The sequence below is a fragment of the Bacillus sp. GC_Bacil_1 genome (genome assembly GCF_026540675.1).
Classification (GTDB): Bacteria; Bacillota; Bacilli; order Bacillales; family Bacillaceae_G; genus Bacillus_A; species Bacillus_A cereus.
This window is the reverse complement of sequence record NZ_JALNUG010000019.1, coordinates 20642-41139: the sequence shown is the minus strand read 5'-3', so window position 1 is coordinate 41139 and position 20498 is coordinate 20642. Positions and strand designations below refer to the sequence as shown.

Sequence of the window (20498 nt, the reverse complement as noted above, 5' to 3'; positions counted from 1 at the left end):
AATTCTGCTTCTAATTCTTGTATACGCTCTTCTAATTGAGCAATTGTATGTTGGAGTGATTTCTTTTGAGTAAACATGTATTTATTTCAACCGCCTTCGAAAGTTATATTTTCTCTATATTTGGATTTTAGCATCTTTTGTATTTTTTAAATATAGGAATTGTTAAATATTTAAGAATCTATTACATTTTATTCATAATTCTCTTTTTTTTGTCACGAAAAATAAACTGTATTTAATCGTTTTGTAAACAAACTGTAAAATAAATCATGTATAACTGTATAAGAAGGGAGTCGGATTATGAACTATTTTAAGCGAATCAGTAGTCTAGTATTAGCAGGAATTATCGGTCTTTCTAGTACAGTCGCTGTAAAAGCAGAGTCAAACGACGAGAAACTTAACAACATGCAACAGCAATTGCAACAAAACGATGCAGAAATGCAAAAGAAAGAGCAAGAGAAGCAAGCTGTTAGTAAAGAAATTAAAGGTATCGAAAACGAACTACATAATTTAAATAATACAATTGCAAAAAATAAAGAGGATCAAGCTGCTATTCAACGTAAAATCGATGAAACACATAAGCAGATTGAACAAAAAAAGGAAGAAATTGTCGTTTTAGAGGATAAAGTCCTTGCTCGTAAAGATATTATGAGAAAACGTATGGTTTCTGTTCAAAACAGCTCAAATACAAGTTTAGTAGTAGAAGTTGTAGTAGAGTCAAAAAACTTTGCAGACTTCTTACAACGTATGAACGCAGTTTCTACTATTCTAGAAGCTGATAAAGAAATTTTACGTCTACAAGAACAAGATCTTCGTCAAATTGAAGAAGATAAGAAAACAATTGACGAAAAAGAAGCATCTTTAGTAGTAGATAAACAAAAATTAGCAAAAGCGCAAGCTGAACTGCAAGATAACTTGAAAAAACGTCAAGATAACTTACAAACAGTTCAAGCTAAATATAATGAGGTTGCAAGTCAACTTAATTTAGCAGCGGAAGAAAAAGCTAAAATTGAATCAAATATGAAGGCAGTACAAGAAACAATTGCTCGTGAACAAGAAGCAGCAAGAATTGCGGCGGAAGAGCGTGCAAAAGCAGAAGCGGCTGCAAAAGCAGAGCAAGAAGCTTTAGCGAAAGCACAAGCAGAAATTGCTGAAAAGCAAAAGCAAGAAAAAGCTAGTAAACCGGCTGAACCAGTTGCTAATAATAATTCGAAGGTAGAACCTGCAAAACCTGCAAAACCTGCAAAACCTGCACAACCTGAACCGTCTTCTAAGCCAACTGCTGGCGGGAAAGAACTTTATGTACATGCAACAGCTTATACAGCAGATCCAGGTGAAAATGGCTATGCACCAGGTCAACAAGTATATTCTGCATGGGGAGGCTATAATCTAACTGCAAACCCAGGAATGAAATTGATTGCGGTGGATCCATCTGTTATCCCATTAGGTTCTCGTGTATATGTTGAAGGATACGGAGAAGCAATTGCAGCAGATACTGGTGGCGCGATTAAAGGTCACAAAATTGATGTTTTAATGCCAGATAAAGCTTCGTCTAGTAAGTGGGGCAGAAAAAATGTTAAGCTTACAATTTTAAACTAAAACGTAATCCAACTTTACAATACGTAAAGTTGGATTTTTTTGTAAGAATAATGTTAAGTTGAGTTTACATTTTGTTAAGGATAGCATACAATAATGGTGAGAGGTGGTAAATTTGACCATTTTAAACAGAGTAAAAGAATTAAGAGCTCGTTTTAACTTTACACAAAGCGTATTAGCAGAAAAGGTTGGAGTAACGAGACAAACAATTGCAGCAATTGAAAAAGGGGATTACGTTCCTTCGTTGTTATTAGCACTTACGATTTGTGATGTGTTTCAGTTAAAGATGGAAGATGTGTTTGTTTTAAATAAGGAGGGGGAAGAGGATGAATAGAATTGTTTTTTCTTATATCATAAACGTGCTTTATACTGCTTTAGCATGCTGGACATTTGTTGAATTTTATAGTGTCATTACAGAGTTAGCAGATATAATTAAAAACGAGAAATTCCCATTTGAAGTATGGTTTAATGGAGTACCATTCATTTTATTATTTATTGGAGCAATTATAGTTACAATTTTTTATAGAATTCAAAAGAAAAAATATAAGAATTTATCTTTTTGGATGTATCCATTATTATTTCCACTAGAAGATGAACGTGAAAAAGCGATTACGGATAAAGCTTGCCGAACAACATTTGTATCGTTATGGTTTGTGTTACCTTGTGCAGTTGGATTTTTAACTTTTTCGCCTATTATTAATGAATATCTTCCTGGATACCCATTATATATTATATTTTCGATTTTCTTTATTCAAATGACAGTATTTCACGTATCACTATACAGAAATAAATTAGCTTAAAAAGAAACCTTCTTGCACCGGCAAGAAGGTTTCTTTTTAAGCTAATACTTGTACATATGGCGATATTATTTTATCATTTTATATAGAGTAAGATTTTGTAAGGGAAAGGAATTGTATATGAATAAGCGAAGAATTTATAGTATAGTAGCAATCCTTCTATTTGTTGTAGGTGGCGTGTTAATTGGAAAGCCATTTTATGATGGATATCAGGCTGAAAAGAAACAGACTGAAAATGTGCAGGCTGTTCAAAAGATGGATTATGAAAAGCATGAGACGGAATTTGTAGATGCTTCCAAAATTAATCAACCAGACTTGGCGGAAGTAGCGAATGCATCATTAGATAAGAAACAAGTAATCGGTCGTATTTCGATTCCAAGTGTTTCAGTAGAACTGCCTGTTTTGAAAGCTTCTACTGAAAAAAACTTATTATCAGGTGCAGCGACAGTAAAAGAGAATCAAGTTATGGGAAAAGGAAATTACGCACTAGCAGGACATAACATGTCTAAAAAAGGTGTTTTATTTAGTGATATAGCTTCTTTGAAAAGAGGCGATAAAATTTATTTGTATGACAATGAAAATGAATATGAGTATGCGGTTACTGGTGTATCTGAAGTAACTCCTGATAAGTGGGAAGTTGTAGAGGATCATGGGAAAGATGAGATAACGCTTATTACATGTGTATCTGTAAAGGATAATTCTAAGCGTTATGTTGTTGCTGGTGATTTAGTAGGAACGAAGGCGAAGAAGTAAAAAAGAAGGTGAACTCTTTAAAGAGTTCACCTTCTTTTTTACTAATGTTGAGAAATAATAGAATATTTTGGTTGGTATTTAAGTATTCTTCTATTTATGTATAATAAATTTAGAATTTTATATTTTGGGAGGAACAAGAGTGAGACAACAGGTGAAGAAACTTCTTTTAACAACGAGTATAGCGTTATTGGTAGCTCCAATTTCAGCTTATGCGCATCCAGGGCGTACAGATGCTAATGGCGGACATACGTGTCGTACAAATTGTGAGAAATGGGGATTACAGTACGGGGAATATCATTATCACAATAAACCAGCTTCTAGTAGTGGTGCAACGAGCCCAGCTCCTAGCCAGAATAATAATAGTGCTGTAGAAGCTGAGAGACAAGTAGAAGCACAGCGCAATACTGAGGCTGAAAAACAACGTAATGCAGAAGCACAGCGTAAAGCTGAAGAAGAGAGACAACGTGTAGCCGAGGAACAAAGAAAAGCTGAAGAGGCACGTAAACAAGAGGAAGCGCAGCGCCAAGCTGATATGGAAAAAGGTCAACTTGAAGGTCAAAAGAATGGAGAAACTGATTTTAAAGCAGGAAAAAATGATGCAGAAGTGCATGTAGCTGGAAAATCTGATGCATATAAACAAGCGTTTAAAGCGGCTTATGCAGCCGCATGGTCTTTAGAAGAGCAGAAGAAAACGCATTTTGAAAAAGGAAAAGAACAAGGTTTAGCACAAGAGACGATGGACGATAGTCAAGTTGCTCCAGAGTTTAAGGTAAACTTTGCAGACGGGTTCAAAGTAGGGAATAAAGAAAGAGTAGAAAAAATTGAAAAAGAGCAAGCTGAATTAGGGGAAAAGACAGGGAAAGAATTAGCTGAAAAGAATCCTGGAAATAGAGAGAAAGAAGTATACGTGAAGGCATATGAAACAGCGTATGAAAAAGGCTATAAATCTACAAAAAAGGCAGTAGAAAAAGCTGGCTATAAGTATGCATTTGAAAACTATGATTTAAAAGTTCCTGCTAAGTATGAAAGAAATGAATTGTTAAAGAAATGGTTTACTGAAGGATTTAAATCGAATAAAAAAGCAGCGGAAATTCGAGAAGAAGGGTATAAAAAGGGAGACAGCTGGTTCTCATTCTTCTATAAGAGTTTCGTACCAAGTGAATATAAAGAACATAAAGAGCTGTACGAACAAGCAATCGAAAAAGGTAAAACAGCATAAAAAAAGATGAGGAGAAATTCCTCATCTTTTTTAATCCATCCATTTCACTAATTTCTTAGAAATTAATAATAAAACACAACCTAATACAATTGCCACAGCGCCAATAACTGTGAATACTTCAGCGTATCCAAGTGAAGTTGTGAAGCTTGCAAGTTGTCCGCCTAAAATGTTGGCGATACCTGAACTTGCTAGCCATACACCCATTAGTAAAGATGCTAATTTTACCGGAGCAAGCGCACTAACCATTGATAGTCCGACAGGTGATAAGAATAGCTCACCTAACGTATGGAAAAGATACGTAAAGACGATAAATAGTAAGTTTGCTTTTTCTGTAATATTATGTTCATCACTACCTGTTTTTAATGTAGCGATAACGAGAATGATATAACCGATACCGAGCAAGATCATCCCAAGTCCCATTTTAGTTGGGATTTTTAAATCACCGCGCTTGCGAGTTGCAAGTTTTGCCCATAATGCAGAAATGACTGGAGCAAGTAAAATAATAAATAATGGATTGACCGATTGGAACCAAGATGTTGGAACTTCCCATCCGAACACAGAGCGGTCTACAAATTTGTTTGTATATAATGTTAATGAGCTACCAGCTTGTTCAAAGCCAGCCCAGAAGAAGACAACGAAGCATGTTAAAATGACGATAACTGCGGTACGTTGTTTTTCTTTTTTTGTTAACGGTGTATCTCCTACTGATGGTTGTCCAGCAGCTGTTTGTAAATCGCGAGTTGGTTTTTTACCGATATTACCAAGGAAGCGATTTGAGAGTGTTGTAAATAAAATTTGTCCAATGATCATTCCGATTGAAGCGGCTAAGAAACCGTAACGGAATCCGTAATGTACAACGCCATCAACTGTTGTTTTGAATAAATTTTCTGATAAAAATCCGCAAACGAGTGGAGCTAAAAATGACCCGACGTTAATACCCATATAGAAAATGGTAAATGCACTATCACGTTTTGGATCGTTCTCTTCGTATAATTCTCCAACCAGTGTAGAGATGTTCGGTTTGAAGAATCCGTTACCGATAATAATAAGCGCTAATCCGAGGTATAGGCCTAATTGGTTTTGCAAGGCAAATAGTGTAAGGTTACCGATTGCCATTGTTATACCACCAATTGTGATCGCTTTTCGTCTACCTAGAAAACGATCTGTTAAGTATCCACCAATCATTGGTGTGAAATAACAGGCTCCAGTGTAAAATCCGTAAATAGAGAGTGCCCATGCGGGACTAAACCCAAGACCACCGCTTACTAAAGCTGTCGTTAAATATAATGTTAATAATCCTCGTAATCCATAGTAACTAAATCTTTCCCACATTTCTGTAAAGAAGAGTAAGTATAAACCTGGAGGATGTTTCTTTTTTCTTTGTTGTTCTCTTTCTAGTTGTATCGCTGATTCCATGTTATTTTCCTCCTGACACAAACAAAAACAAAGTTAATAATTTTGTACATTTAATATTTTACCTTATTAACTATTATAAGTCAATAAAGGTTGATTTTTCAGAAGAAATTGGAAAAAGGGAATAGCTATAGAAGGGGTGTTTCTTTTGTGATAGACTATGGACTATGTTTTCTTTGTAAGGAAGCGGGTTATTGTACTTTTTTTATATGTGGAATTGATTTCATAAGAGATGCAATTAAAGAAGGAGAAAGAAATGAAATTGTTACAGAAAAAAGAAATTTTACTTATTAGTCTTATGTTATTTTCGATGTTCTTTGGAGCAGGGAATCTTATATTCCCACCTTTTCTTGGATATGAAGCAGGAGAACATGTGTGGATTTTATTAGTAGGATTTATTATATCAGCAACAGGTCTTCCTATATTAGGTGTTATCTCTATTGCAAAAGCAGGAAGTTTTCAAACGTTAGCGGGTAGAGTTCATTCTTCATTTGCAATTATTTTTCCATGTATCGTGTATGTATTTATTGGACCTGGGCTTGGTATACCACGTGCGGGAAGTTTAGCCTTTGAAATGGGGCCAGGTCAGTTATTCCCTGAAGCAGGAAGCGGAGTATTATTGTTTTATACAGTTATTTTCTTTAGTATTGTTTACTGGTTAAGTTTATCACCATCTAAACTAATGGGGTTGTTTGGAAAAGTCTTGACGCTGTTATTATTATGTATGATTGCACTTATTTTTATAAAGAGTATGTTTACAACAGTAGGAGATATGAAAGAACCAATAGGGAACTATGGCCAAGCTCCTATGTTTCAAGGGTTTTTAGATGGATATTTAACAATGGATGCGTTAGCTGCTTTAATCTTTGGAATTGTTATTGCAAATGCATTACGTGCAAAGGGTATTGAAGATGATAAAGTTTTGGCGAAATATATGAGTATTGCTGGAATTGGGGCAGGACTATTATTATCTATTATTTATGTCATCCTTGGATATGTGGGGGCAATTAGTGGCTCATTAGGAACATTTGATAACGGTGCGAAAGTGTTAGCGCAAGTTATGATTACATTATTTGGACAGGGCGGAGTCGTTTTATTAGGTCTTATTTTTACTATCGCTTGTTTATGTGTTTCAATTGGACTTGTTACGTCTTGTAGTCAATTTTTTGCGATTGCATTTCCGAAAGTATCTTATAAAGTGTGGGCATTTATAGTAAGCGTTGTTAGTATGATCTTAGCTAATTTAGGATTAACGCAAATTTTAAAAGTATCAGTACCAATTCTTGGATTTATTTATCCAATTGCATTAACGCTTATTATTCTAGGGTTATTCCATAAGTATATTGGGAAGTATGCATACGTATATGCAGTAACTGTTTGGATTGTAGCAATATTTAGTGCAATTGATATTTTAAATAAAAATGTAATGATGAATCAGTGGACGTCAGTATTAAAATACATTCCATTTTATACAGAAGGTGTTGGGTGGATAGTTCCAGCTATTATAGGCGTGTGTGTTGGTGTCATCGTTAGCATTGTTCTAAATAAGAATAAATGAGTAAAAAGGTGTTTTCCTATTTTGGGAAGGCATCTTTCTTTTTTTGGAAAAAATACTATTGAAAATGAATAGACTAAGAGTATGATAAAGATAATTGGTAATATATAGGTTTAATCAGAGTTACGAATAAGGGGGTAGCGTATGAAGAAGGATTTGGATAAGAAAATAGAAGCACTCGAAACGGCAATTGAAACAATTCAAGAAGCACTTGCTGAATTAAAAGTGAAGCAAAGGGAAATAGAAGTAGAGAACGCTCAGCAACATGTTAGTAAGGAAAAGAAAGAATATATTGAAACGGTAATGGAGGAAAAGCCAAAAGAAGAAATAGTTACGATAAAAGAGCCTGTGCAAGAATATGAGGTAAAACAAGTAGATATATCTGTTTTCAAACCAGAGCCATTTAATATTATTAAGTTTTGTCAAACGTGGTTACCGCGTGTATTTGTCGGTATTATGTTGCTTGGAGTGATCTGGTTATTTAAAGCAGGAGTAGATGCTGGTTTATTAACACCAGCAATACGAATTGTGTTTGGTATCGCATTATCTATCGGTTTGTATTATATAGGAGATATTCAAATTAAAAGAGAGCGGCAGGCGTTAGGATTAGTATTGGTTGGAGGAAGTATTTCGGGGATTGTTTTAACGACGTTTGCGGCACATTATTTGTATGCATTTATTCCGGCAAGTATCGCGTTTCTCTTTAATATTGCATGGGTTATTTTAGGGATTTATTTAGCGAAAAGATATAACTCGGAATACCTTACTATCTTCGTAGCGGTAGGAGCGTTCTTCGTGCCATTCTTGTTAAATAGTACGACTCCTAATCCTTATATTTTCTTTGGATACGAGACGATATTAACACTTAGTTTATTATGGTATGGATTGAAAAATCGTTATAAATACTTATATATGATTTCTTACGCTGTCGCGGCCATTGTTCTTTTTGTCTTCTTTGCTGTTATGTCAATATTAGTAGAGAACTTGCAAATACAGTTAACGATTGTATATGGTTTGATTCATTTACTATTATTTTGGCATATGTTTACGGAGAGAAGTTTTATACTAGAACCACGTTTGGCGATATTTAGTGCGAATGCAGTTTTCTTTATACTAGCTATTGCCAAAATACCTGATTTTACAACATGGGGATTGATTATTAGTGCAATTGTGCACGCTGCTATGTTTGTGCTTGAGTATAGGAAGAATAGACATTCTACATTTACAAATCTCTTATTTGGTTTCGCAATGGGAGCATTTAGTTTAGCGATTTTATACGAGTATAGTTTAGTGAATGCAGCGATTGTACTATTATTACAAGGTTTCCTCGGCATGGTCACTTCTATTAAAGTAAAACAACAGATAAAATTGTATGTTAGTGCGACGGTTTACGCAATTGGAATGATACAGACGATTTTTAGTCCGTTTGATGAATTTATTTCGGCAGGCTTTGTTGCTCATATTATTTTAATAGGAACATTCTATTATTGCATGAGACAAGCGAAAGAAGTGTTAGCGAGTATGGGTAAGTATGTGTACTCTATAGCACTCTACTGGTTAATGGTCATTGTATTTATTACAATCACTAGAATTGGTGAAGTTCTTTCTACAGATGGAAGTATAATTAGCGTATCTGTATCGTTATTGTGGATGGTATATGCGTTATTTGCAGTTTGGTTTGGCCGTTATAGACAGATGAATGAAATATTATATGCTGGATTAATCGTATTAGTAGTAACGGTAGGGAAGTTATTCCTACTTGATTTACCAGAGGTTTCGATGATGATTAGGGCAGTGTTATTCCTAATCGTCGGTAGTATAGGTATCGTTATTTCAAGAATGTTTTTCTCGAAGGAAGAGAAGTGAGAAGAAGGCAATCCATGTATGGATTGCCTTTTTCATTATTTTTTATTAATCGTTACAGTTTCATTATATTTCGTTGTTGTATTTTGGCGTAGACGAAGAGTTGCTTGTCCAGTTGTATTTGAATCAATCTGTACATTTACAACTTTCTCAGCAGAGCCTAAGCTGTTTGTTGTGAAAGAGAAGGCACTACTATATCCAAAAGCAGATGGCCAAGTGCCGTTTGTATTTTGAATTTTTGCTACTTGTGTTCCACCAGTAGTGAATATACCTAAAGAATAGTTGTTATAAGTTGTATTAGGTAGTAAGTTGTTTACTTGAATCTTCATTTGGAAAATTTCATTGTTTGGTAGAATGCTAGGGTGTGTAACGACGTAGTCGCTTGTTGTTACCGCACCGTTATAACCGTATGAACCTGGTTTAAAAGTATTTGTATTAAACCATTGATAACCCGCATTTGGTGCACTCCAAGGTTCAGGTTGTGGTTCTGTTGATAAGCTTGGCTGTTCAAATGTTTGTAGAGCTGTAGGTGAATCAAGTTGTAAACCATTTACTTGATCTAAACTTGTAAATGTCTCTTTATTCGATAACCAATTTACGATGTTTTCTAATAAAATCGCATCGTTTTCTTCTTTATAACCATCGTAAGTTTTCTTTGTTTGGCCAGAATCTTCACGAACGTACTTTGGCGTAGCATCTTCAACAGGAGAAGAGTCACCAATAAAGGCAGCTTTTCCAAGTCCTACTTTTGCAATTGCAGCATATGGGCCTTCTGCAAGACCACCGCCATTATAAACGCCACTATCAACAGCGTTATTCCATTTTGATGGATTTTCTGGAAGGTAAACAAGTCCTTTTGCTAGTTTTGGGTTTGTAATTGCTAGAGTAGAACCAGCATGCATTGCTACAGAAGAAACACCTTTTGTAATTCCGAAAGATTGTTCAGGCGATACAATTGTTTTCGCTGAAACATCACCAAGTGCATTGTAGCGGAAGCGAATACCGAAGTTGTCAGATAGCCAATCAGTGCTTTCTACTCCTTGCATAGCTTGTGAATTTGCTTCTTCATTAGACATTCCTTTTGCTGGATTATCCCAAGCACCGCGTCTATATCCATTAAATACTTCAGAAGAGTCCCAGCGATTTTTATTACGATCTGCATTGTAATGATCGGCAATAAAGAAGATACTACCGCCATTTTTTACATATTGTAACATAGCGTCCTGCTCAGATTTTTTGTAAGGAATATTAGCTTCTGGAACGATAAATACATTGTAACCTTTTAAGTCTTCGTACGTAATAGGTGTTGATTTACGAAGTTCTTTTACGTGATAACCGTTTTTTGCAATGCCGTTTCCGAAGTCAGAAAAGCCGCCGTCAATAACCCAGTCAGCTGTCCCAGCAGTTTGACCGTGTGTATTATCGAATAATACTTTCTTCCCATTGTTTTGATTTACAACTTTTGCAGCAATTTCAGGAGCTGGGTCTACAGAGCTTTCGGCATAAGTAGACGGTATGAACGAGGTCCCTATACTTAGTGTAATTGCTGTTGCTAAAGAAAATGTAATCCATTTTTTATTCTTCATAGAAGAATCCCCCTAATAATAAATATATGTGCTTTAATAATGTAATTTATTTTTCTGTAAAAATAAAGACGGAAAACATAAAAAATATTAAAAGATTGTAAAAATACCGTGAATTTTGTTGAGAAATATTTATATAGATATAAAAACACCCCTTCCAAGTAATAAGGAAGGGGTGTTTTGCTTAACTAATTTTTGAGTTAGGTGTTTCATCAATCTTATGAAACCCTTTCATGTAATATACGATTGCTAAGCCGATAAGCCAAATTGGGCCGACAATCAATGCAATTCGTGTATCTTCTGAATACGCCATTATACCTAGTACTAATACAAGGAAAACGAGTGAGAAATATGAGCTTAATGGGTATAAAGGCATTTTATACGATAACTTTTGTTTATTTTGAGTAGGCAAGCTTTTACGGAATTTAATTTGAGCGACTAATATAATGCCCCAAGTCCAAATTGCGCCGAAAGTTGAAATGCTAGTAAGCCATGTAAATACCTTTGCAGGTACGAGATAGTTTAATATAACGCCAATGAGTAAAACGATAGCAGTTGCTACAATTCCTTGGCTTGGAATGCCATTTTTATTTAAACGACCAAATCTTTCAGGAGCTTTTTTCTGCTGAGCTAATGTAAATAGCATACGGCCTGTACTAAATAAACCACCGTTACAAGAAGAAAGAGCTGCTGTTAATACGACAAAGTTAATAATACCTGCTGCTTTCGCGATACCAATTTGCTGGAATGTTAATACGAATGGGCTTCCTTTCTCACCAAGTTCGTTCCATGGATAAATTGCCATCATAACGAATAGAGCTCCTACGTAGAACAGTAATATTCTCCAAAACACATTATCAATTGCTTTTGCGAGTGTTTTCTTCGGATTTTGAGCTTCACCAGCTGTGACACCGATTAATTCAACGCCTAAATAAGCGAATAGTACCATCTGCATGGAGAGTAGTAACCCAGAAAAACCATTTGGGAACCAGCCACCATGTGACCAAAGGTTTGAAATACCAGTAGCGATACCACCGTTTCCGAATCCGAATAAAATAATACCAGCGCCGACTACTATCATACAGATAATTGTGACAATTTTAATGAGAGCAAACCAAAACTCAAGTTCTCCAAATACTTTTACTGATAAGAAGTTAAAAGCGCTCATTAACAATAGAGCAAGTAACGCCCAAGTCCAGCGCGGGATATCTGGAAACCAGTACTGCATGTAAATGCCAGCTGCTGTAATTTCAGCCATACAAGTAACAACCCATAAGAACCAGTAATTCCAGCCAGTAATATAACCAGCGAGTGGGCCGATATAATCATATGCATATTTACTAAAAGAACCGGCAACAGGTTGTTCAATTGCCATTTCCCCGAGAGCTCGCATGATGAAAAAAATAACGAGTCCGGCAATCATATAGCCTAGTAAAATAGAAGGACCGGCTAGTTTAATAGCGGAAGCAGATCCTAAAAATAGCCCAACGCCAATAGCTGAGCCAAGTGACATTAAAGTAATATGTCGTTCTTTTAAACCACGATTTAAAGTTCCAGATTTGTTTGTGTGCTGCATAAGAAGAATCCCCCTTGTAGAGTGAACAATATTTGAATACGTTTACTAAGTATTTAACTATTTCAAATTATAAAACATTTCTATCTGTTATGCTACAAAAATAATCATAATGAACTGTACTACATCTGTACTTGTCAGACTTAAACTTAAAATTCGAACTATTAGGGAATATATTGACTCTTCTTTTTATTGATTGTTAAGATTAAGTATTATATTTTCTCACATACTAGTAAGAAAAGAATGTGTGATAATAATTCAGGTGTAGGAAGGGTACATAAGCATGTTTCAATTACAAAAATATAACACTTCTGTGAAGCAAGAGTTTTTAGCTGGCATCACAACTTTTTTTACATTTGCGTATATTCTTGTCATCAATCCAAAAATATTATCTGATGCAGGTGTACCATTTGACCAAGCGTTTACAGCAACAATTATTGCAACCGTTGTTGGAACAGTAGGTATGGCGATTTTCGCGAATTACCCGATTGTTATTGCTCCAGCTATGGGAATGAATGCATATTTTGCTTATTCTGTTGTACAGAAGGCAGAAGGGATTACATATGTAGTTGCCTTTTCAGCTGTATTTGTAACGGGGATTATTTTTCTTTTATTATCTTTTACTTCGTTTAGGCAAAAGTTAATTTTAGCAATTCCTGATAGTTTAAAGCATGCAATTGCAGGTGGAATTGGACTATTTATTGCTTTTATTGGATTGCGCCTTTCTGGAATTATCGTGGATCATCCTTCTAATTTAGTTACGATTGGTGATTTTCATTCTCCAGCTGTTATTTTAACTTTAATTGGTTTAATATTAGCGGCGGTATTAATGGCATTACGTGTGAGTGGTGCATTATTTATTAGTATGATTGTGACAGGAGTTATCGCCTTCTTTACAGGGCAATTGAAGTTTGCTGATAAAATTGTGGCGATGCCTCATTTGCCAGAGGGTATTATCGTTTCAAACCCAATCAATGCATTTTCAGATGTAATTGAATACGGATTATATGGTGTTGTATTTTCATTTTTACTTGTACTTTTATTCGATACAACAGGTGCATTACTTGGTTTAATTAAACAAGCAGGTTTAATTACAGACAATACAGAGAAGCGTTTTGGTAAAGCGTTTATTGCAGATGCAATTGGCGGGACTACAGGTTCTATCTTTGGAACAAGCCCAACAGCAGCGACGATTGAATCGTCAGCAGGTATTGCTGCAGGTGGGAAAACTGGATTAACAGGAATTGTAGTTGTTGGTCTAACAATTATAACGGCATTTTTCAGTCCTGTTATTGCTTCTTTATCAAGTGTAGCCGCTATTACAGCTCCTTCATTAATTATAGTAGGTAGTTTAATGGCACAAAGCATTCGAGATATTAATTGGAATGAATTTGAAGATGCGTTACCAGCATTTTTGATTTTTATAGGTATTCCGTTAACGTCTAGTATTGCAAATGGAATTGCAATTGGATTTTTAGTATATCCAGTTTTGAAAATTGTGAAGGGTAAAGGAAAGGAAGTACATCCATTACTATACTTATTTACAATTTTATTTGGATGTCATTTATTCTTATAATATAGATATAGGAGAGTGAGCTTCTTATGAGAGGCTCCTTTTTTGTGTATAATAAAGTGAAACTATAGGCAGTAGTGGGGATTTATCCCCACTGTGTATTAGCCCGCATCAATCGGGATAATGTGGAAATTAAATTAATTTAGTAAAATATAAATTACCTAATGGAATGTATATGTTACAATAAAGGTGGAGGAGGAACATGAATGGCTGTAAGTAAAATAAAAGTCGCGCGTGTTCAGTTAGATTTAACACAGCAAAAATTAGCAGAAAAAGTAGGCGTTACAAGGCAAACGATTAGTTTAATTGAGAAGGGGAAATACAACCCATCTTTAGATTTATGTTTGAAAATTTGTTATGCGGTAGATAAAACATTGAATGATTTGTTTTGGGAGGAAAAGGAGTGATAGGGTGAAAATCGTGAAAGATGAACGTTTAATGATTGAGGGGTTAAAACACATTAGGTTAGTTTTCATTTTACAAAATATCATCATACTAGGCATTGTTTTTTACCGTTATGTTTTGCAAGGAGCAGGATATGAAAGTGTTTCGGATCTATTAATGGTATTTATGGGCGGGATCGTAGCCATTAACTTCTTAAATTTAAAACATTCTGTAGAGGCATATGAGCATACAGGTGGGGTATCACGTAGCTATTTCATGAAACTATTATTCATTCCGGTAGGTGTTGTTATTGGACTGTTAGCTATTTGTATTATTGTAACACCGAATAATTCGATAAAAGCAATCAGTATAACAGCACTTATTATGTTTGCTTGTTTTTTAGTTCCTAGTTTATTTATCTACATATATATGAAAAAGATAAAAAGTGAAGATTGAAATATAAGAAAGGCTTTCCCGTATTGAGGAAAGCCTTTCTTATATCTTTTTATACAGTACTTTATGAAGGCCAATCGGTTCAATTTCAAAGATTTCACCATGCTCCTGAAAGCCTAATCGCTTGTAATAGTCAGTTACAGTAATTCGGCCATTACACCATAGGATGTTTGCTTTCCGTTCTTTTAAAATTTGTTCTGCCTTCTGAATTAAGGAGCTTCCAGCTCTTTTGTTCCGAAAGTTAGGTAATGTTGCCATTCCTCGTAGTCTATAATGGATACCTTTTTGCAAATCAGGATATATTTCTTTTGAGAAGGAAGCGATGCTAATCAACTCATCGTTTATAAAGGCACCTAAGTGGAATGTGTCTTTTTCGTAATCAGAAGAGTATTTACAGTCTGCTAGGGACTGATTGGGACGCAACACCGCTTGGCGTAATAAGTGTGTCTCGGATGCATCAATATACTGCACAGTAATCATGTTATCATCCTTTCTTATAAACCTTTTTCTATAAGTTGTATAAAGAAGTATGCAGGTGCAGCGAGAAGGCCGAGTATACTAGCGGTTCCGAGAAGGAGTGAAAGAAAAAGGAATGAGTATTTAACTCCATTTGATTTTTTCCAACCATAGCTGCAAATTTCAATGCTAACACCGATGAGAATAATGGCGACGAGTACTTCCGCTAATAATAAGAGAGCTAAAGTTACAATAGACATAATGTAATCCATCCTCATAATATGTGATAGTAACATTTTACCATATGAAATTAAAAAAATGCCCCTCAATTATGTGAGGGGCATTTTTTTACTCTAATATGTTTTTTAGTGTATCGATATGCTCTTTTGAACCTGTTACAAGTAATGTATCGCCGTGTTGTAGTCTTGTATCACCATGTGGTATTAATGCTTTATTACCGCGGTAGATTTGAATGACAAGTACATCACCTAAAAACGGAAGGCGGCGAAGCGCAATGCCGTTATATTTATTGCTGCGTAGTTCAACTTCGCGTACTGTTTCGTTTGCTGTTGTAATTAAGCGAACGAGACTAGGTTTATCAATAAGTGCACGTAATAAAATACGTGTAGAGTTAATTGTTGAGAATACAGCGATATGTTCTTGCGTTGCTTTTTCTTGTAGAAGTGGATCTTCTACACTTGCAATAACATGTTCAACACCTAGCTCTTTTGCATGTTCTGCTAATAATAAGTTTTGTTCATCATCGCTTGTTGCAACAACGACGCGATCTGCATCAAATGCTGTTTGTTCAGTTAATGATGCGATTGTGATGTCATCTAATTTCACGATAGGGAAGTCATGCGATTTCGCTTCCTCATCATTTATTTTGTTTTGACGCATCATATATAGCGTTACGTCATAATCTTCTCGTTTTAAATCTAGTGATAACGGAAGGGTAATTCTGCTCGCGCCAATAATAGCTACTTTTGGTTTTGGTGTTTCTACTTTTGGGAACATTTTTTTAAACAATATAGGTGCAAAAATACAAGTAATAACTGCGCTTAAAATAAGAGAGGCAGATAAACTTGGACTGATGATCCCTAGTTTTTCACCAATTTGTGCAGCCGCGATAACTAAAGAAAGTGTCGATGTTAATAAGATTGCACTTCCAAGTACGATATTACGTGGATACCATTTTCGTAAGACGAGTGATGGTAAGAGTTTTGAAATAAAGAGTCCTACAATTAAGATTGGGATCATTAGCATGCTAGAAGGCTCTTTAAAAATAGACCATACCTCTAGATTTACACCAACCATTACGAAGAAAATAGGGATGAAGAAACCATAGCCGATGGAATCAAGTTTTTCCACCATATCTTCATTGGGTGATAATAACGATACAAGTACACCTGCTAAGAAGGCACCTAAAATATTTTCTGCTCCAACAGATTCCGATAACCCAACTAAGATTAAAATGAGTGCAAAAACAGCCCGTGTATCAATTTGTACACTACCAGCTTTTAAACTATCTAAGTATGGAATGTTTTTAAAGCGTTTTGCAATAAAGTAAATGACAATACCGGCACCGAATAGAAGAAGTAAGAGCCACATACTTTGGCCGCTTTCGGAATTTAATCCGACGAAAACAGCGAGTAAAATCATTGTAACTAAGTCTGCAATAACAGCAACTAATAAAATGATTTGTCCGATTGCAGTTTTTCCTAGGTTGTTCTCTTTTAGTGTTGGTACAACAACACCTAAAGAAATAGTTGAAATAATTAAAGTCATGAACATTGCATTATCTACAAATCCTAGCCATACGAATAGTAATGATAGGGCATAAGATAAGATGAAAATAAATAAGAAGATAATGCTTGCTGCTTGAAATGTATTTGGTTCGTTTGTCGTATTTTTTTTCCCTTTTTGTTTAAAGATAGAAAAATCAATTTCTAAACCGCTTAAGAACATGAGGAAGATAAATCCTAATGTTGATAAAACTTGAAGCCACATATCTGGCTCAATAATATTAAACCCACTTTTACCTACAAAGATTCCTGCAATAATTTCTGCAACGACAACAGGAAGTGCTTTTAATTTAAAGCGTTGTAACAAAAGGGGAACGAAAAACGCGATTGCAACGACAACCATAAGTGATAGAACAGAAGTATGATGTTCCATTGCGTTCTCTCCCTTCAAATAAATATAGTACCTATTTAGCCATATAATAGGTAGAAAAGCAACGCATATGGATTCGATTTCATAAAGAAAGACTTTTCTTAACATTTGTCATAATAAGTATATTCTTCATGATTCTGCTGTTAATTCCGTAATGTGGATGTAATGGGGGAGGAGAATAAAAAAAAGACTGCTGAGATTCCTCAGCAGTCTTTTTCATGTACATTACATTGAGAAGAAGATCCATACAGTTAAACCAACTGTTGCAGTTGCAACGAAGAAACTGTATATCATTGTAAGAATTTGAACTCTTCCTTCTCCTTCTTTTAAATGCATGAACATAATTAATTGTAACAATGCTTGCGCAACAGCCATTATGATAATAGTTGTTAAGACTGTTGAGAGTGGCAATGTTGTGTAAAGTGCCACGTATAACGCTAGAAACGTTAATGCAAGCGATAAAATAAATCCGAAAACGTGTGACCAAGGGAATCCGCTATGCGCATGCCCGTTTGCTTGATTGTTGTTTTGAGCCATCTACGCCACCATCCCGTTCAAGTAAACTAGTGTGTAAATAAAGACCCAAACAAGATCAAGGAAATGCCAGTATAAGCTGATAATGAATACTTTACGAGCTGTAACTGGTGTTAAACCTCGTTTTAAAATTTGGATAATAACACAAATTGCCCAAATGATACCGCCTGTTACGTGGGCTCCATGCGTTCCAAGAAGAACGAAGAATGCAGATAGGAAAGCACTTGTTTGAATTGTTGCGCCTTCACCGATGTACATAATGAACTCTTCGATTTCAAAGAATAGGAAACCTGCACCTAAAAGTAATGTAAGGATGAACCATCCAAGCATTGCTTTTTGGTTGTGCTTACGCATTTCGTGAATTACGATACCACATGTGAAACTACTTGTTAAAAGTAGTAATGTTTGAATTAAAAGCGTTTTAAGTTCAAACAGTTGCGCTGGAGTTGGGCCATCTGCCGTACGACCAGCAAGGACTAGATAAGAGGCGAAAAGTGTTGCGAACAGCATAATTTCAGCCCCAAGAAAAATCCAGAATCCTAGGATATTCAATCTGCTTTGTTCGGATTGATATTCCAAAGGTAAGCTTTTATCTAAAGCCGCCATGTCATTTCACCTCTCATGCTATATGTTCTGTTTCTTTAATTTCATCAACACTTACGTAGTAGCCATCATCATAATCGAATGAACGATAGATTAAGCAAGCTAAAATACCAACGCCGCCGATTGCTGCAAGCCAGAACCAGCTAAATACTAATGCGAAACCTGCAAGACCGAAGAATAAAGACGCAATAATAGGCACACCAGAGTTACTTGGCATGTGAATTGGTTTGATATCTTCTGCTGCTGGTGTAACTGTTTCTCCGCGTTTTTTCATGTACCAGAAAGCATCAGCTTCTTTGATTTCAGGAAGTTTCGCGAAGTTGTAATGTTGTACAGGAGATTGAGTTGCCCATTCAAGTGTACGGCCATCCCATGGATCTCCAGTTGTGTCACGTTCACCGTGACGTGCACTCCAAATTACGTTGTAGCAAAGAAGTAGGAAGCCAATACCCATCATTACCGCACCAACAGATGCGATTTGGTTTAGCCATCCCCATCCAAGACTTTCAGAGTAAGTGTACATACGACGAGTCATACCGTCTAAACCTAAGAAGTACATTGGGAAGAAACAGATGTTGAATCCGCTCATAAAGATCCAGAATGTCCATTTACCTAGGCGTTCATTTAACATATGACCAGTCATTTTTGGATACCAGAATGTGAATCCAGCAAGCATAGCGAATACTGTACCTGCAATTAATACGTAGTGGAAGTGAGCGATTAGGAAGTAGCTGTTATGGTATTGATAATCAGCTGCTGCCATTCCAAGCATAACCCCTGTAACCCCACCGACTACGAAGTTTGGAATAAATGCCAATGACCAAAGCATTGGAACTGTAAAACGGATACGTCCTTTATACAGTGTAAACAACCAGTTAAAGATCTTAACACCGGTTGGAATCGAAATCGCCATTGTCGAAATCGAGAAGAATGAGTTAACCGCTGGACCTGCACCCATCGTGAAGAAGTGGTGAAGCCATACGACGAAACTTAGTAAAGAAATTGCAACCATTGAGTATACCATCGCACTGTAACCGAATAGACGCTTACGTGAGAATGTACTAATGATTTCAGAGAAAATACCGAATGCCGGTAAAATAACGATATATACTTCAGGATGACCCCATACCCAGAACAGGTTGGCCCATAACATCGGCATACCGCCGCTCGCCATCGTAAAGAAGTGAGCATCGAATAGACGGTCAAATGTCATTAATGCAAGAGCAACTGTTAATACTGGGAAAGCGAAAATAATGATAATTGTTGTAATTAAGATTGACCAAGTAAACATTGGCATTCTCATTAAAGTCATACCAGGTGTACGCATTTTTAAGATAGTAACAAGGAAGTTAATACCGGTCATTAGCGTACCGAGACCTGAAATCTGTAATGCAATTGCGTAGTAGTTATTTCCTACGCCTGAAGTAAACTCTGTACCTGCCATTGGGAAGTAAGAAGTCCACCCAGCGTCTGGAGAACCACCGATTACGAAAGCGATGTTGAATAACATTGCTCCGACAAAGAATAACCAGAAACTTAAAGCATTTAAGAACGGATATGCAACATCACGAGCACCAATTTGTAATGGTACTACAAGGTTCATTAATCCCATAACGAATGGCATTGCCATGAAAAGAATCATTACTGTACCATGCGTTGTAAAGATTCCGTTATAGTGTTCAGCGTTTAAATAAGTTGTTTCTGGGAATGTTAACTGTGCACGGATCATTAAACCATCCATACCACCACGGAATAACATGATAACCGCAGAAATAATATACATGGCTCCGATTTTTTTATGGTCAACAGTTGTCAACCATTCGTCCCAAAGCCATTTCCATTTTTTATACTTTGTTAGTACGAAAATGATTGCTAATGTCACAAGAACGATAGAAGCGTCTGCACCGTAAATAATCGGGTCACCTGTGACAAAGAATTCATCAAGCTTCACTGTGTTCACTCCAATCTGTT

Annotated in this window: 19 protein-coding genes; 10 read left to right on the top strand and 9 right to left on the bottom strand. The window is 35.9% G+C overall.

The features are described 5' to 3' along the window. Positions 1–297: 297 nt before the first annotated feature. The 5 genes from OXT04_RS23745 (at position 298) to OXT04_RS23725 (ending at position 4362) form a co-directional block, all read left to right on the top strand. Positions 298–1596, top strand: coding sequence for a 3D domain-containing protein (locus OXT04_RS23745; RefSeq protein ID WP_267418042.1), 1299 nt, complete (start codon positions 298–300; stop codon positions 1594–1596). 112 nt (positions 1597–1708) lie between these two features. Further along, the gene (locus OXT04_RS23740; RefSeq protein WP_000154019.1) at positions 1709–1927 is read left to right on the top strand and encodes a helix-turn-helix transcriptional regulator; all 219 of its coding nucleotides are present in this window, start codon (positions 1709–1711) and stop codon (positions 1925–1927) included. Next, on the top strand, positions 1920–2393 hold the full coding sequence (locus OXT04_RS23735) for a DUF2178 domain-containing protein (protein WP_001080041.1): 474 nt from the start codon (positions 1920–1922) through the stop codon (positions 2391–2393). The genes OXT04_RS23740 and OXT04_RS23735 overlap by 8 nt, the downstream gene beginning before the upstream one ends. 117 nt (positions 2394–2510) lie before the next feature. Next, on the top strand, positions 2511–3143 hold the full coding sequence (locus OXT04_RS23730) for a class A sortase (protein ID WP_267418027.1): 633 nt from the start codon (positions 2511–2513) through the stop codon (positions 3141–3143). Between the two features lie 139 nt (positions 3144–3282). Beyond that, on the top strand, positions 3283–4362 hold the full coding sequence (locus OXT04_RS23725; RefSeq protein WP_267418025.1) for a YHYH domain-containing protein: 1080 nt from the start codon (positions 3283–3285) through the stop codon (positions 4360–4362). Positions 4363–4392: 30 nt separating this feature from the next. Here the strand turns inward: OXT04_RS23725 and OXT04_RS23720 are convergent, their stop codons facing one another. Continuing rightward, positions 4393–5778 carry a peptide MFS transporter gene (locus OXT04_RS23720; RefSeq protein WP_000443144.1) on the bottom strand — a complete coding sequence of 462 codons (1386 nt, stop codon included), beginning with the start codon at positions 5776–5778 and terminating at the stop codon, positions 4393–4395. Between the two features lie 253 nt (positions 5779–6031). On the opposite strand from OXT04_RS23720, the gene brnQ1 reads away from it, so the two are divergent. Beyond that, positions 6032–7333, top strand: coding sequence for a branched-chain amino acid transport system II carrier protein BrnQ1 (gene brnQ1, locus OXT04_RS23715; protein ID WP_267418022.1), 1302 nt, complete (start codon positions 6032–6034; stop codon positions 7331–7333). Positions 7334–7474: 141 nt separating this feature from the next. Next, positions 7475–9196, top strand: coding sequence for a DUF2339 domain-containing protein (locus OXT04_RS23710; RefSeq protein WP_098674776.1), 1722 nt, complete (start codon positions 7475–7477; stop codon positions 9194–9196). A gap of 35 nt (positions 9197–9231) precedes the next feature. Here OXT04_RS23710 and OXT04_RS23705 read toward each other — a convergent pair whose 3' ends face one another. After that, complete coding sequence (locus OXT04_RS23705; protein WP_090978421.1) at positions 9232–10779, bottom strand: DNA-binding protein; 1548 nt, start codon at positions 10777–10779, stop codon at positions 9232–9234. A 181-nt stretch (positions 10780–10960) separates the two neighbouring features. Further along, entirely contained in the window at positions 10961–12352 is a 1392-nt protein-coding gene (locus OXT04_RS23700; RefSeq protein ID WP_001164892.1) for an amino acid permease, read from the bottom strand. Positions 12353–12632: 280 nt separating this feature from the next. Between OXT04_RS23700 and OXT04_RS23695 the strand changes: the two genes are divergently transcribed. From OXT04_RS23695 to OXT04_RS23685, 3 genes are all read left to right on the top strand, one after another. Further along, a complete protein-coding gene (locus OXT04_RS23695; protein ID WP_000487188.1) occupies positions 12633–13925 on the top strand; it encodes an NCS2 family permease in 1293 nt (430 codons plus the stop codon). A gap of 203 nt (positions 13926–14128) precedes the next feature. Further along, positions 14129–14329 carry a helix-turn-helix transcriptional regulator gene (locus OXT04_RS23690; protein WP_000301177.1) on the top strand — a complete coding sequence of 67 codons (201 nt, stop codon included), beginning with the start codon at positions 14129–14131 and terminating at the stop codon, positions 14327–14329. Between the two features lie 4 nt (positions 14330–14333). Continuing rightward, on the top strand, positions 14334–14762 hold the full coding sequence (locus OXT04_RS23685) for a hypothetical protein (RefSeq protein WP_267418007.1): 429 nt from the start codon (positions 14334–14336) through the stop codon (positions 14760–14762). A gap of 39 nt (positions 14763–14801) precedes the next feature. On the opposite strand, the gene OXT04_RS23680 is transcribed toward OXT04_RS23685, so the two are convergent. The 6 genes from OXT04_RS23680 to qoxB all read right to left on the bottom strand — a co-directional run bounded on the left by OXT04_RS23680 (position 14802) and on the right by qoxB (position 20478). Next, complete coding sequence (locus OXT04_RS23680; protein ID WP_071714270.1) at positions 14802–15239, bottom strand: GNAT family N-acetyltransferase; 438 nt, start codon at positions 15237–15239, stop codon at positions 14802–14804. A 14-nt stretch (positions 15240–15253) separates the two neighbouring features. Beyond that, on the bottom strand, positions 15254–15511 hold the full coding sequence (locus OXT04_RS23675) for a DUF4022 family protein (protein WP_071714271.1): 258 nt from the start codon (positions 15509–15511) through the stop codon (positions 15254–15256). 52 nt (positions 15512–15563) lie between these two features. Further along, complete coding sequence (locus OXT04_RS23670; RefSeq protein ID WP_000399979.1) at positions 15564–17393, bottom strand: monovalent cation:proton antiporter family protein; 1830 nt, start codon at positions 17391–17393, stop codon at positions 15564–15566. 222 nt (positions 17394–17615) lie between these two features. Then, positions 17616–17927, bottom strand: coding sequence for a cytochrome aa3 quinol oxidase subunit IV (qoxD, locus tag OXT04_RS23665; protein ID WP_000068425.1), 312 nt, complete (start codon positions 17925–17927; stop codon positions 17616–17618). After that, entirely contained in the window at positions 17928–18530 is a 603-nt protein-coding gene (qoxC, locus tag OXT04_RS23660) for a cytochrome aa3 quinol oxidase subunit III (RefSeq protein ID WP_000729313.1), read from the bottom strand. A 13-nt stretch (positions 18531–18543) separates the two neighbouring features. Beyond that, the gene (gene qoxB / locus OXT04_RS23655; protein ID WP_000762374.1) at positions 18544–20478 is read right to left on the bottom strand and encodes a cytochrome aa3 quinol oxidase subunit I; all 1935 of its coding nucleotides are present in this window, start codon (positions 20476–20478) and stop codon (positions 18544–18546) included. Positions 20479–20498 lie beyond the last annotated feature (20 nt).